At 45.7% G+C, this 13,520-nt stretch carries 14 protein-coding genes; 10 read left to right on the forward strand and 4 right to left on the reverse strand.

Annotation, left to right across the window (positions count from 1 at the left end; all coding sequences use genetic code 11):
- Positions 1-11: 11 nt before the first annotated feature.
- From AC1RNB_RS06565 to AC1RNB_RS06575, 3 genes are read left to right on the forward strand one after another with little or no spacing between them, the layout of a single operon-like run.
- Entirely contained in the window at positions 12-239 is a 228-nt protein-coding gene (locus AC1RNB_RS06565) for a type II toxin-antitoxin system HigB family toxin (protein ID WP_493081760.1), read from the forward strand.
- Positions 240-248: 9 nt separating this feature from the next.
- Positions 249-617, forward strand: coding sequence for a helix-turn-helix domain-containing protein (locus tag AC1RNB_RS06570; protein WP_493081761.1), 369 nt, complete (start codon positions 249-251; stop codon positions 615-617).
- 3 nt (positions 618-620) lie between these two features.
- Positions 621-1,805: an amidohydrolase family protein gene (locus AC1RNB_RS06575; protein WP_493081763.1), complete on the forward strand. Its 1,185-nt coding sequence runs from the start codon at positions 621-623 to the stop codon at positions 1,803-1,805.
- A gap of 87 nt (positions 1,806-1,892) precedes the next feature.
- Here the strand turns inward: AC1RNB_RS06575 and recO are convergent, their stop codons facing one another.
- The 3 genes from recO to pheS all read right to left on the reverse strand — a co-directional run bounded on the left by recO (position 1,893) and on the right by pheS (position 4,719).
- Positions 1,893-2,630 carry a DNA repair protein RecO gene (gene recO, locus AC1RNB_RS06580; RefSeq protein ID WP_493081765.1) on the reverse strand — a complete coding sequence of 246 codons (738 nt, stop codon included), beginning with the start codon at positions 2,628-2,630 and terminating at the stop codon, positions 1,893-1,895.
- A 102-nt stretch (positions 2,631-2,732) separates the two neighbouring features.
- Positions 2,733-3,491 (reverse strand): fatty acid desaturase, encoded by a 759-nt coding sequence (locus AC1RNB_RS06585; RefSeq protein WP_493081767.1) that lies wholly within the window; start codon positions 3,489-3,491, stop codon positions 2,733-2,735.
- A gap of 196 nt (positions 3,492-3,687) precedes the next feature.
- Positions 3,688-4,719, reverse strand: a complete 1,032-nt coding sequence (gene pheS / locus AC1RNB_RS06590) for a phenylalanine--tRNA ligase subunit alpha (RefSeq protein ID WP_493081768.1) — start codon at positions 4,717-4,719, stop codon at positions 3,688-3,690.
- Between the two features lie 507 nt (positions 4,720-5,226).
- Here pheS and AC1RNB_RS06595 point away from each other — a divergent pair.
- Both AC1RNB_RS06595 and murA read left to right on the forward strand, forming a co-directional pair.
- On the forward strand, positions 5,227-6,015 hold the full coding sequence (locus tag AC1RNB_RS06595) for a DUF4290 domain-containing protein (RefSeq protein ID WP_493081770.1): 789 nt from the start codon (positions 5,227-5,229) through the stop codon (positions 6,013-6,015).
- A gap of 154 nt (positions 6,016-6,169) precedes the next feature.
- A complete protein-coding gene (gene murA / locus AC1RNB_RS06600) occupies positions 6,170-7,480 on the forward strand; it encodes a UDP-N-acetylglucosamine 1-carboxyvinyltransferase (protein WP_493081772.1) in 1,311 nt (436 codons plus the stop codon).
- 11 nt (positions 7,481-7,491) lie between these two features.
- Here the strand turns inward: murA and AC1RNB_RS06605 are convergent, their stop codons facing one another.
- Positions 7,492-8,280 carry a class I SAM-dependent methyltransferase gene (locus AC1RNB_RS06605; RefSeq protein WP_493081773.1) on the reverse strand — a complete coding sequence of 263 codons (789 nt, stop codon included), beginning with the start codon at positions 8,278-8,280 and terminating at the stop codon, positions 7,492-7,494.
- A 258-nt stretch (positions 8,281-8,538) separates the two neighbouring features.
- On the opposite strand from AC1RNB_RS06605, the gene AC1RNB_RS06610 reads away from it, so the two are divergent.
- From AC1RNB_RS06610 to AC1RNB_RS06630, 5 genes are all read left to right on the forward strand, one after another.
- The gene (locus AC1RNB_RS06610) at positions 8,539-9,741 is read left to right on the forward strand and encodes a sensor histidine kinase (protein WP_493081775.1); all 1,203 of its coding nucleotides are present in this window, start codon (positions 8,539-8,541) and stop codon (positions 9,739-9,741) included.
- A gap of 65 nt (positions 9,742-9,806) precedes the next feature.
- Positions 9,807-10,391 carry a nitroreductase family protein gene (locus AC1RNB_RS06615; RefSeq protein WP_493081777.1) on the forward strand — a complete coding sequence of 195 codons (585 nt, stop codon included), beginning with the start codon at positions 9,807-9,809 and terminating at the stop codon, positions 10,389-10,391.
- A gap of 94 nt (positions 10,392-10,485) precedes the next feature.
- Positions 10,486-11,061 (forward strand): guanylate kinase, encoded by a 576-nt coding sequence (gene gmk / locus AC1RNB_RS06620; RefSeq protein WP_493081779.1) that lies wholly within the window; start codon positions 10,486-10,488, stop codon positions 11,059-11,061.
- A gap of 38 nt (positions 11,062-11,099) precedes the next feature.
- Complete coding sequence (locus tag AC1RNB_RS06625; RefSeq protein WP_493081780.1) at positions 11,100-11,918, forward strand: SDR family oxidoreductase; 819 nt, start codon at positions 11,100-11,102, stop codon at positions 11,916-11,918.
- Positions 11,919-11,936: 18 nt separating this feature from the next.
- On the forward strand, positions 11,937-13,376 hold the full coding sequence (locus tag AC1RNB_RS06630; protein WP_493081782.1) for a M20 family metallopeptidase: 1,440 nt from the start codon (positions 11,937-11,939) through the stop codon (positions 13,374-13,376).
- The last annotated feature ends 144 nt before the right edge of the window (positions 13,377-13,520 follow it).

Below are 13,520 nucleotides of genomic sequence, written 5' to 3' on the forward strand. Positions count from 1 at the left end.
CGTGGAAAAGTTTGGCAACATGGAAAAAAATTACAGAAGAATCCACATGGAAAAATAAAATGGATGTGCTTGCCTCTTTCCCTGATGCAAAAATGATCAAAAACAACAGGGCACGTTTTGAAATTCAGCATAATAAATACCGTCTGATTGCTGAAGTATTGTATGATAAATCTGCTGTTAAAATCAGGTTTATAGGCACACACAGCGAATATGATAAGATAGATCCTTCAACTATATAAATTTACGCTATGAATGTTTGGTATCACCTGGAAACGGAAAACGAATATAGAAAGGCAATGACCAGATTTGAAGAAATCAGGTTTGCTAAAAAAGGAACCACGGATTTCCGGGAGGCAATGTTACTGGTAACGTTAATTAATGAGTATGAGAAGAAGCATTTTTCCCTTGGCGAAGTAGACCCGATCGAATTCATTAAGATAAGAATGGAAGATTTCGGATACAAAGCTGCCGATCTTGCCAAAGAATATGGCGATAAGGGCACCGTAAGTAAAGTATTAAACTACAAACAGGCCCTATCACTCACCATGATCCGGAAATTCAGTAAAATACTTCGCATACCTGCCGAAGTTTTGATCAAAGAATACAAACTCCAGTAAATTTTGCCCTACCAGAAATTCCAGGCCACCCAACTCTTCACCGGCACCGAATTACTCGGTCCGGAAAAAGTATTGATCACAGATGAAAAAGGAACAATAGAAACCATCCTCGATGAAAAAGAGGCTGGTGAAAACATTCAGCAACTGAATGGCATACTCTCACCCGGGTTCGTCAACTGTCACTGCCACCTGGAATTGAGCCATCTCCGCGGACGCATTCCCGAAAAAACCGGTCTGGTGGATTTTGTTTTCAAAATCGTGAACGAACGTCATTTCCCCGAAGCAGAAATTCTCGAAGCCATTGCAATAGCAGAAGAAGAAATGCTGACCAACGGCATCGTAGCAGTGGGTGATATCTGCAATAACACACTCACTCTTCCGCAAAAACAAAAAGCCAGGTTGGCCTATTACAATTTTATCGAACTCACCGGCTGGGTACCCGGTCTTTCGCAAGCAAGATTTGAGCGGTCATTGTCATTCTATCACTCTTTCAAACAACTCCAAACTCCTAACTCCAAACTCCCAACTTCTCTTTCCCCCCACGCACCGTATTCTGTTTCGAACGAATTATGGGAATTGATTACTCCTTATTTTGCCGGCAATACAGTAACCATACATAACCAGGAAACCGCTTTTGAAGACAGTTTGTTTGAGAAAAAGAAAGGTGATTTTATGCGGATGTATGAGCTGATGAAAATGGATACGGCTTTCTTTACACCCACGGGCAAAAGCAGCCTGCAATCGTATTTCCCGAAAATGAGATCCGCTGCCCAAAAGATCCTGGTGCACAATACATTTACCAGCGAAGAAGATCTGTTGTTCGCCAGCCGTGAGTCGTCAGATCTGAGTTGGTGTATCTGTATCAACGCCAATCAATACATTGAACAGGCCATTCCGCCTATTGATCTTTTCCGTAAACATCAGAGCCGTTTAGTGGTGGGTACAGACAGTCTGGCCAGCAACTGGAGCCTGAGTGTCCTGGATGAACTGAAAACCATCACCCAACATTTTCCGCATATCCCCTTAGCTGAACTGCTGCAATGGTCTACACTCAATGGTGCACAGGCTTTGCAGATGGAAGACCGGTTAGGAAGTTTTGAAAAAGGCAAGCAACCCGGCCTGGTATTGTTATCACAAATAGAAAATGGGAAACTGACTACACCGAGCAAGATAGAAAGGGTGCTTTAGGGGTAGTTTTGTGAATGGTGAGTTGTGAGTAGGCAGTGGAGTGCCGATATATTGACAATTCACCATTGACCATTCACTACTCACTACTCACGATAAAATCTCCTGCAAAATCGCAAAACTCCGCAGTTCTCCAAAGTCCTGTATATGTAAAGAGAGAAACAGCTGATAGGATTGCAGTAACTCCCTCCGCATATTCCGGTTGAGTGCGATATTTTCGAGGTCGTTGTAAAACTGCAGTCCGGATAAATCAGCCGTTGTTTTGGCCATGATGCCTTCCAGATAATAAGGATGCGCCGGTGTATCGGTTATATACATGCCTTCCTGCAGATCCAATACCGGGGTTTGTTCGCTATAAGTGCCCTGTAACTGAAAACCCAGTTCGCCGGCAAGCTGCAGGGTGAAATAGAGGGGCAGGTTACCCGTTAGTGTATCATTGCCCTTATCCAGTTGTTTCAATGTGTCCTCGATCAGGTAAAACAGTTCCGGATTGGCTTCGGGTTGTTTCAGGCTGTGTTGTAATAGTTCTATCACATACATAGCCACTGTATTTCGTACCACATCAAACAGTACTTTCTCATACAGGTAACTCCACTGGTATTCTTTGATGAATTGCAGTTGCTTCTGTTCATTATGATATACTTCCATCTCCAGCATGGCCGATGGCTGGAAGAACCCTGCTTTACCCGATGAGGTTTTACTGCTTTGCCGTACTCCTTTTACTATATAACTCTGTATCCCGAACAACTCCGTGTACACGGTAGTGATGATACTGGTATCACCATATTTTACCGTACGTAACACAATTCCTTTGGTAGCGTGAATCATGGGTGGCGAGAAATGAGTGGCTGTAAAAATACAGTGGTTTTTCAACACAGAGTGAACTCTGCGTAGCTCCCCATCTCCGTGTATTCTATGTTATTTGAGAGGTTAGTCTTTCTGGCTAACAGGTACAGGAACCGGAATCAGTGTAATGATCCTCACACGGTTTAACCCCCGCATAATAAAATACGTCAGATCAAACTCGAACCATTTTTTGGCAAAATTGGCATCGTCTTTTGCATAGTGATGATTATTCTGGAATAACTCGCCCATCAGCAGGATACCCCAGGGAGAAGTATTTTTGGAATGATCTCCATTGTCGAAGTTGCTGTAGCCGTATTTATGTCCGCACCAGTTTACAATGGCGCCCTGTATCGGTCCCATCAGAAAATGAACAGGCAATAACAGAAACCACCATAGGTTGGGTGCAAACAGAATATAAAAGCCAGTATAAGCCAGCATAAAACTGATGCGGGTAAGTGCATGGTGACCAAACTTATCCAACCTGTCCCATACAGGCAGGTATGCTGCGGTAAACTGTGCATCGGGCAGGTTCTTGCCGGTTAAAAACCCACGAAAAATCAGGATGGTGCTGCGCATCATCTGGTACACATCTTTAAAAAAATGAGGCGAATGCGGATCTTTCTCGGTATCGCTGTAAGTATGATGCATTCTGTGCATCACCCCATAAGCACGTGGCACCAAAAAGGAAGAGCCCTGTACCAACCAGGTACTCATATAAAACACCCGCTCCCAGTTTTTGCTGGTACTGTACATTTTATGCGAACAGAACCGATGCAGGAAAAAAGAATGGAAAAACAATGACAGGAACCAATGCAGCAGAAAAAAACTAAGAATGGCAAACATACAAATCGGTTAGGGGGTTAGCTGGGTAAGGTAAGCTAATAAAGCCGCCAATTGTTGTAACTGTTGAACTATTATATGCAAAAGCCGATGCTTTATATAGTTGTTTGTTTTGTGATACGAACTGACCAAATGGTTGTTAAACAAAAAAAGACCCGGTTAGCGGGTCTTTGAAAAAACAAGTTTTAACAGCAGTTACTCAGACAACACCCGTAAACTGCTTCAGAAAACGTATATCGTTCTGCGAATAGAGGCGGAGATCATTTACCTGGTATTTTAACTGGGTAATCCTTTCTACGCCCATACCAAAGGCAAAACCTGTGTATTTGTTAGAGTCGATGCCGAAATTCTCCAGCACATTCGGATGCACCATACCGCTTCCGAGGATCTCTACCCAACCGGTGTGTTTACAGATATTACAGCCATCTCCTTTGCAGATCAGGCAGCTGATATCCATTTCGGCACTGGGTTCCGTAAAAGGGAAATAACTCGGGCGGAAACGCACTTTCACATCATTTCCGAACATTTCCTGTACAAAAAAGTACAAAGTCTGTTTCAGATCGGCAAAACTTACATTTTCATCTATATACAATCCTTCTACCTGGTGAAAGAAACAGTGTGCGCGGGCGCTGATGGTCTCATTCCGGTACACTCGCCCCGGACAGATTACCCTGATCGGCGGTTTCTGTGTTTCCATAACCCTTGCCTGTACACTGCTGGTATGAGTACGTAATAACCAGGATGGGTTCTGATTAATGTAGAACGTATCCTGCATATCCCGGGCCGGATGGTCTTCGGGCAGGTTCATAGCACCGAAATTATGCCAGTCGTCTTCAATCTCTGGCCCTTCAGCTACCGCAAAACCGAGGCGTTTGAAGATGGACACAATCTGATTTCTGACAATATTCAACGGATGACGGGTACCAACAGCAACAGGATCACCCGGCAAACTCCAATCTATGCGTTCTGCGTTCTGCGTTGAGCCTTGTGCGTTATTTTCTTTGAGGGTTTCGTATTTACCTTCTACAAACAGTTTAAAATCGTTCAGAATCTGTCCGAACTCTTTTTTACGCTCGTTCGGTACATTACGCATTTCGCCCATGATGGTTTTCACCAGTCCTTTGGTGCCCAGGTATTTGATGCGGAATTCTTCTACAGCTTCCGGACTATTTGCCTCAACCGCCGCGATCTCCTGCCGGTAGGCTTCGATCTGTTGTACTAACTGTTCCATGTTGCGAAGATAAACGCAGATTGGATATGATTGGGGTATGATGGGTATGATTTGTTGGGGAAGAGGATTAGCGGATGACGGATGACGGATTCGCGAATTACAAATGAATAGATTGGGGGGAATTGGTTACATCAGCAGAAAATTGCTCAAATCCGCGAATCCGCCATCCGCTAATGCCCGGCAGGGATGAGATCTGGCGTACAAGTGTGCGACGCAACAGGTGATGCCAGAAGCCGAAAAGCCGGTAAAAAAGCGATTGGTGGATATAAAGTCCTCGGATGACGAATGAATAGATTCCGTGGAAGAATCGGTTGAATCAGCAGAAGATTGCTCAAATCCGCGAATCCGACATCCGCCAATCCGCTAATCCAACACCAGAAAAGGCTGATCACCCCCAATTGGATTGTTAAATCAGCTTAGAATACCAGCCTAAATCAACCAATCATACCCTAAATCCTGCTAATCTGCGCTTATTACTTACATTTGTTACCGTAGATGAACAATTTTATGGAATACAATACGGAGAGAAGTCACCTGGGAATGAAAGAATACGGCCGCCATGTACAGAAAATGGTGGAGTTTCTGCTGACCATTGAGGACCGTGCCAAGCGCCAGGAACAGGCCCAGTATGTGATAGAACTGATGGGTTTTGTAAACCCGCATTTAAAGAATGTAGAAGACTTCAGGCATAAACTATGGGATCACCTGTTTTTTATGAGCGATTTTAAACTGGATGTGGACAGTCCTTACCCCATTCCCCAGAAAGAAACTTATAAACTGAAACCCGATCCACTGCCTTATCCCAAGCGTCATCCCAAGTATGCACACCTGGGTAAAAACCTGGAAGTGGTGATAGACAAGGCCCTGAAAGAAGAAGATCCGGAGAAAAAAGCGGGATTTGCGCATGCCATTGCCTATTATATGAAGCTGGCTTACAGCAACTGGCACAAAGAACTGGTGCATGATGATACCATCCGTACCGAACTGAATAGTATCACCGGCGGACAACTGGAATTCAGTAACACCCCTTATATCAAACACCGTAACCAGAATTTTGAGCGCGATGAATACCCGCGCAGTGGTGGCGGACGCTGGCAGCAGAATTTTGGCGGACGCAGCGGCGGCAGAAGTGGCGGCGGTGGTCAGCGCGATAACAACCGCAGCGGTGGTGGCAGAAGCCAGGGGGGCAATAACCGCAACAGCGGTGGTGGCAACCAGCAGGGCCAGGGTGGGAACAGGAGTAACAACGGTGGCCGGCAGGAAGGCAGAGGCGGACAATTTAAGAAGCGTTACTAGTTTACCCGTTTATTTGTTTACTGGTTTAGCGGTAAAAAGATATTTTTAGGCATCGGAACATTCCGGTGCTTTTTTATGGGTTCTATTCGCTGAAATGATCCCCGGTAAACGAATGAACCAATAAACGAATAAACCAGTAAACCAACTACCCAACATGAATGCATTTGAAGTAATCGGTGGAAATAAATTAAAGGGAGAGATCATTCCGCAGGGAGCCAAGAACGAAGCTTTGCAGATCTTATCGGCAGTATTACTCACAGATGAGCCGGTAAGCATTTCCAATATCCCCGATATTCTGGATGTAAACCTGCTGATAGAACTGCTGGAAGATATTGGCGTAAAAGTAACGCGTACCGACCGGCATAGCTGCACTTTCCAGGCCGACTCGATTGATCCGGATTACCTCGCATCGGATGAATTCAGGCGCAAAGGGGGCAAACTGCGTGGCAGTGTGATGTTTGCGGGACCCATGCTGGCGCGGTTTAAGCGGGCGTATATACCTAAACCGGGGGGCGATAAAATTGGTCGCCGCAGACTGGATACCCATATCATCGGTTTTGAAAAACTGGGAGCGAAATATGAATATGAAGAGGCACTGGGTTGTTTCAAATTATCCTCTCCCCAACTCAGGGGTTGTTTCATGTTACTGGATGAACCTTCGGTAACAGGCACCGCCAATATTGTGATGGCTGCTGTGCTGGCAGAAGGCACCACTTCCATTTACAATGCTGCCTGCGAACCCTATATCCAGCAATTATGCAAAATGCTGAACCGGATGGGCGCAAAGATCAGTGGCGTAGGAAGTAACCTGCTGGTGATAGAAGGGGTGACTTCATTGGGCGGAACCACACATCGTATGTTGCCGGATATGATCGAGATCGGCAGTTTTATTGGCCTGGCGGCGATGACACAGAGCGAGATCACCATCAAAGATGCGGGCGTGGAACACCTGGGGGTGATACCGGAAAAATTCAGGCAACTGGGTATACAATTCGATATCAAAGGAGATGATATTTATATTCCTGCACAGGATGTGTATGAGATCCAGACTTTCCTCGATGGGGGCATCCTCACTATTTACGATCATCCCTGGCCCGGCTTTACACCTGATCTCTTAAGTATCGTACTGGTTGTGGCCACACAGGCAAGGGGCAGTGTACTGGTACACCAGAAAATGTTTGAGAGCCGTTTGTTCTTTACCGATAAACTGATCGATATGGGTGCACAGATCATTCTCTGCGATCCGCACCGCGCCACGGTAATCGGACTGGGCAGAAAAAATAATTTACGGGGTATTACCATGAGCAGCCCGGATATCCGTGCCGGACAGGCTTTGCTGATTGCTGCTTTAAGTGCAGACGGCAGAAGTGTGATACAGAACATTGAACAGATAGACCGAGGTTACCAGTACATTGATGAACGTTTGCGTAATCTGGGTGCCGCCATCAGGCGGATTCCTGCGTAATGATTGTTTACTCAGGCGGGTTTCCTGCAGCAGATCTGTAAAAAATAAGCTACCACATCCGCGTTCTGTAGTTTGGGTATTTGTTTGATCAGCGCAGCCGATGGCCTTGGTTCTGCCATTTGTTCTATTACAAAACCAGTAGCGGTAATCATATTCACCCACTGGCTTACAGTACGGTTAAAATGCGGGATCCGGAAAACAGGGAGTCCTTGCAATAATTCCGGCGGTGCAGCTGTAAAGATCCATTCATCAATAAATCCATTGGTGTCGGCAAAATAACCACCTATCTCTACGGCATAGGTAGCACCTTTTGCATCGCGCAGGTTCTTCCGATGCGGGGTGGTATAACAGGGATGTGAAATAGAGAACTGCAGAAAACCACCGGGTTTCAGCACACGAAAAGCTTCCGCCAATACTGTTTCTGTTTCAGGAATATCCATAAAACACATGAAGGAAGTAGCAAAATCAAAACTTTGATCTATAAAAGGTAGCGCCACTGCACTGGCTACCTGGTAATTGATCTGCAACGGCTCGTTCTGTTCCCATTCCTGTGCTTTCTCTATAAATAAAGCTGCAATATCAATACCGGTAACACGGGCACCCTGTTTGGCCAGCAAACGGGTATTATGGCCTTCGCCACAGCCGATATCAATCCCTACTAGTCCATTGATATCTGGTAACATATCAAAAAAGGCAGGCGTATTCAGGTAATCCCTGTATACATCGGCACCGGCACGTGCCAGCAGGGTCCAGGCTGCCGCATTGCGATCCCAGTATTTACCAACTTCTATATGATCCACTTTTATATAATGTTGCTGTATTATTATATATGATCCACTGGTTCTCAGCCGCTTCGATGCAGCACCTGCTATAGCCGGTGGAGGCGAGTGGTATTGTCTACATCTAGCATGAATGAACTGTAGTGAGCCGACTACAAACTTATACGTTTTTGAGCTATTACCCAGGCCGGATAATAGTCGAAACTTTACAGTGTCCAATATCTGATACCTGTTTAGATACAGGTAACATACCATTCATCACCAGGTAAAAACAGCACTATGAAACAGGCTATCTTATTACCGGATAACACAGTGCGGACAGAAGAAATACAAAAACTAAAACTGCCCGATACTTCCATACAGGACGAGTTTGGTCAGATTGTTCAGTTAGCCAGTACGATCTGTAATACCCCCATTACACTGATCTCCCTCATAGACAGAACGCAGCAGTGGTTCAGGGCCAAAGCGGGTATGGAAACCATTGAAATCCCCGGCGAATACTCTTTTACCGGAACGGAAATTTTACTGGACCATGATTTTGCAGAAGTGCAGGAAGCACTGAAAGGCAGTCGTTTTTTCGACAATCCGATTGAAATATCACCGTTACAGAAAAGATTTTATGCCGGTGTGCAGCTATTATGCCGCAAAGGATATGCGGTGGGAATGTTATGTGTCAGTAATGAAAATCCTTACCTGCTGAGTAGCCAGCAGTTACTTACGCTGGAGGTGTTGGGCAATCACCTCGCCAAACTTATAGACCTGAAAGTAGCACGCAAACAGCTGGAAAAAACATCTCAGCAGATAGCATTGCAGAACCGGTTACAGAAAAAAATGCACTCTGTGATTGTACATGATATTCGCGGTCCTATCGGTTCTATCCTTTCTGCCTTTCAAATGCTGGAATCAGAAGAGATAGCCGAAGAGGAAAGAAAAATGCTGATCTCCATTTTTGCCAAACAGATAGGCACCACTTTTAACCTGGTGAATAACCTGATTGATTGGGGCACCATAGAAATGCAGGAAAAATCTGTGAAACAGGAAGTAAACCTGAAAGAGATCGTTGACCAGGAATTTGAACAGGTGCGGCTGTCTGCAGAAGCAAAAAATAACCAGTTAACCAACCTGGTAAACAAAACGGCTTCTATCACCATCAACCCGAATATGTTACGGTTCATGATCAGAAACCTGGTTACCAATGCCAATAAATTCACCCATAACGGACGCATCAGCGTGTACAACGATGTAGCAGAAACCTATCACCGGATAGCCATCAGCGATACGGGTGTGGGAATGGCACCGGAGATCATCAGCAAAATCGTTAGTACAGAAAATGTGGTAACCACTACCGGTACCAATGATGAAAAAGGTAGTGGTATGGGTATTACTCTGATCAAGGACTTTATCAAGGAAATCGGCGGAGAGTTATCTATCCAGAGCAACATCGGCAAAGGCACTACTGTGTTCCTGAAGATTCCTATGTAAGGAACCGGAATGTTACACAAAATTTTTCACTGTTAATTCCCTGCAGAAGGTTCTACTTTTGCAGTATGAACACATTCGATACCTTACAAAGTATTATCCAGCACAGAAGAAGTGTGAAGCCTTCTGATATGAACGGGAAGAAAATAGAGAACACACTCATTCAACGGTTGTTGAATCTTGCCGACTGGGCCCCTACCCATGGCCGTACCGAACCCTGGCGTTTTGTGGTATATGAACAGGAAGCTGTGCGCAAATTCTGTAAAGACCATGCGGCCTTGTACAAAGCAGCCACTGACCCGGAAAAATTTACCAACGCTAAATTTGAAAAAATAGAACAGCAGGGCGATCAGCTCTCTCATATTATCGTGGTATACATGAAACGCAGTGTGCAGAACAGCATTCCTGTACTGGAAGAGATCGCTGCCGTTAGTGCAGCCATGCAGAATATTCTGCTGGGTGCCGCCTCGCTCGGCATTGCCGCATTATGGAGTACCGGCGGTATGACACATGATATTTCTATGAAACAATACCTCCGCCTCGGCGAAGAGGACCTCGTGATGGGCCTGCTCTTCCTCGGCTACACAGATGCACCTGTGAAAGAAGGCCAGCGAAGGATCCCGTTGGAAGAGAAAGTAAAATGGCATTCGTGAGGCGTGAGTAGTCAATGGGCAATGGTGAATGGTGAATTGACAATTGCCCATTCACCATTCACAATAAAATTGTTTCTTTGCCCAAATCGCCACCATGTCAGCAACAAACGGGAAACTGATCATTCTTACGGCACCCTCCGGATCGGGTAAAACCTCCATCACCCGCTACCTGATTGGTAAATACCCGCGTTTGTCGTTTTCCATTTCTGCCACTACCCGTGCCCCCCGTGGCACGGAAAAAGACGGGATAGAATATCATTTTCTCAGCGTAGATGATTTCAGGTCCAGAATTGATGCCAACGAATTCATTGAATGGGAAATGGTATACGAGGGCAAATACTATGGTACCCTCAAAAGTGAACTGCAGCGGATCTGGAATGAAGGCAAAGTGCCGATGCTCGATATTGATGTGCAGGGCGCCATTCATGTACAACAACAGTTTGCGGACAACTGCCTGTCTATTTTCATACAACCTCCATCGGTGGCCGAACTCAGGCGCAGACTGGAAGCCCGCGGTACCGAAACACCCGAAAGCCTGGAAACAAGGGTAAACAAAGCCAGTTATGAAATGTCGTTCAACCACCATTTTACCAAAACCATCCTGAACGAGGATCTGGAAAAAGCCTGTGCCGAAACCGAGCAGGTCATCAAAGATTTCTTAGGTTGGTAAGCTGGTTTTGCTGAAATTGAGTACCTAACTATTTGCGTATGTCATTTCAGAACAGAACCGTATTTATTACCGGCGCCAGCAGAGGTATCGGTAAAGCCATGGCCCTGCGTTTGGCCAAGGAAGGTGCCAATATTGTAATTGCTGCCAAAAGTGTAGAAGAAGATCCCCGCTTGGGCGGCACTATTTTTTCTGCTGCGCAGGAAGTAGAAGCTGCAGGCGGAAAAGCACTGGCTGTGCAGGTAGATATCCGTCACGAAGAGCAGGTACAGGCGGCCGTTCAACAGGCGGTAGACCGTTTTGGCGGGATTGATGTACTCATCAACAATGCCTCAGCCATCCAGCTCACCCCCACCGAACAAACCGAGACCAAACGTTTTGACCTGATGCAGAGCATTAATGTGCGCGGCACTTTTCTGATGGGTAAGTATTGCATCCCGCACCTGCGCAAAGGCAATAATCCGCATATCATTACTTTATCGCCTCCCATTAATCTCAATCCCAAATGGCTGGGCGGACATATTGCCTACACCATCACCAAATACAGCATGAGTATGCTGGCATTGGGCTGGGCCGCTGAACTGAAAGGTGCCGGTATTGCTTCCAATGCTTTATGGCCCAGAACCACGATTGATACGGCTGCCGTAAGAAATTTATTAGGTGGCGAAGCATTGGCCAAAATGAGCCGCACACCGGATATCATTGCCGATGCCGTGTATTATATCCTTCGCAAACCTGCGGCCCAGTGTACGGGCAACACATTTATTGATGAAGAGGTAATGGCTGCTGAAGGTATTACCGACCTCAGTCATTACTCCGTGGTTCCGGGTGCTGAATTGTATAGAGATCTTTTCGTTTAACTGACCGACCATTTATTTATGAGAAAGATTGTTTTAACGGCAGTATTTGCTGCTGCCACATGTTTGTTGCAGGCACAAAAGACAAATACTACTATCAAAACCGGCGCAATCAAAGACATTGATGCGAAGTATGAACTGTATAAAAAGAATGCCCTGCAGATCTGGGATTATGCAGAACTAGGTTATAAAGAAGTCAAAAGTTCCGCCTTACACCAGCAAACATTAAAAGACAACGGCTTCACGGTTCAATCCGGTGTAGCCGATATACCTACCGCATTTGTAGCCACTTACGGAAGTGGCAGCCCGGTGATCGGGATCCTGGCAGAGTTTGATGCTTTACCCGGTTTATCGCAGGAAGCCAACCCTGAAAAGAAAGCAGTAACCGGAAGAGATGCCGGACATGGTTGTGGCCACCATTTATTCGGTACCGCATCGGTTGCGGCCGGTATTGAGATCAAAAAACTGATCGAAGAGAAAAAGTTCAGCGGCACCATCCGTGTGTATGGTTGTCCGGCAGAAGAAGGCGGCAGTGGAAAAGTTTACATGGTACGTGCTGGCCTGTTCAATGATGTGGATGCCGCTATTACCTGGCATCCTGCCGATAGCAATGCGGTTACCATGACCAGTTATCTTTCCAACATCTCCGCCAAATTCCGTTTTCGTGGATTATCTGCACATGCTGCCGCATTTCCAGAAAGAGGAAGATCGGCACTGGATGCTGTTGAGTCTATGAACTATATGGTAAACATGATGCGCGAACATATTCCGCAGGAAACCAGGATACACTATGTAATAACCAATGGAGGCAAAGCCCCCAATGTGGTTCCTGATTTTTCTGAAGTATATTATTATGTTCGCCACCCGAAAAGAGATCTTGCCAAAAGTATTTTTGACAGGGTAGTAAAAGCGGCCAATGGTGCCGCCATCGGTACAGAAACAACGGTGGATTACGAGATCATTGGCGGAACACATGATATGCTGATGAATGTTACCCTTGCTATGGCCGCGCAAAAAAATCTGGATATGGTGGGTGGTGTAACCTATACAAAAGAGGAGGTGGAATTCGGTAAAAAAATACAGGCAAGTTTTACTTACAAAACACAACCCATTGAAACAGCCGCCACCATCAAACCCTTTAAAACCAAACCCGATGCCGGTGGCGGGTCATCTGATGTGGGTGATGTAAGTTACCTGGTGCCCACAGTAGAAATGAGTGCCGCCACCTGGATCCCCGGCACACCCGCACATAGCTGGCAGGCCGTTGCCTGTGGCGGAACAGAAATAGGCACCAAAGGCATGATGGTAGCCGCCAAAACCATGGCGTTAACGGCTATTGACCTCTTTACAGATGCAGAACTACTGCAAAAAACAAAAGCAGAGTTCAAAGCAGTAAAGGGAGAGTATCAATACAAAGCTTTATTGGGAGACAGGAAACCAGCTTTGAATTATCGGGATTGATTTGGTGAATGGGCAATGGTGAGTAGTGAGTTGTCAGTAGTTAGTGTACCTTGCAAAGCAACTATTCACTATTCACTATTCACTATTCACTATTCACTATTCACTATTCACTATTCACTATTCACTATTCACTATTCACTATTC

It is taken from the genome of Sediminibacterium sp. GW821-FHT12F12 (assembly GCF_058806635.1).

Coding starts and splice junctions, on each gene's coding strand:
- AC1RNB_RS06625 (WP_493081780.1), top strand. CDS start 11,100: ATGTCATTTCAGAACAGAACCGTATTTATTACCGGCGCCAGCAGAGGT.
- AC1RNB_RS06585 (WP_493081767.1), bottom strand. CDS start 3,491: ATGTTTGCCATTCTTAGTTTTTTTCTGCTGCATTGGTTCCTGTCATTG.
- AC1RNB_RS06570 (WP_493081761.1), top strand. CDS start 249: ATGAATGTTTGGTATCACCTGGAAACGGAAAACGAATATAGAAAGGCA.
- AC1RNB_RS06595 (WP_493081770.1), top strand. CDS start 5,227: ATGGAATACAATACGGAGAGAAGTCACCTGGGAATGAAAGAATACGGC.
- AC1RNB_RS06630 (WP_493081782.1), top strand. CDS start 11,937: ATGAGAAAGATTGTTTTAACGGCAGTATTTGCTGCTGCCACATGTTTG.
- pheS (WP_493081768.1), bottom strand. CDS start 4,719: ATGGAACAGTTAGTACAACAGATCGAAGCCTACCGGCAGGAGATCGCG.
- gmk (WP_493081779.1), top strand. CDS start 10,486: ATGTCAGCAACAAACGGGAAACTGATCATTCTTACGGCACCCTCCGGA.
- murA (WP_493081772.1), top strand. CDS start 6,170: ATGAATGCATTTGAAGTAATCGGTGGAAATAAATTAAAGGGAGAGATC.
- AC1RNB_RS06610 (WP_493081775.1), top strand. CDS start 8,539: ATGAAACAGGCTATCTTATTACCGGATAACACAGTGCGGACAGAAGAA.
- AC1RNB_RS06615 (WP_493081777.1), top strand. CDS start 9,807: ATGAACACATTCGATACCTTACAAAGTATTATCCAGCACAGAAGAAGT.
- recO (WP_493081765.1), bottom strand. CDS start 2,630: ATGATTCACGCTACCAAAGGAATTGTGTTACGTACGGTAAAATATGGT.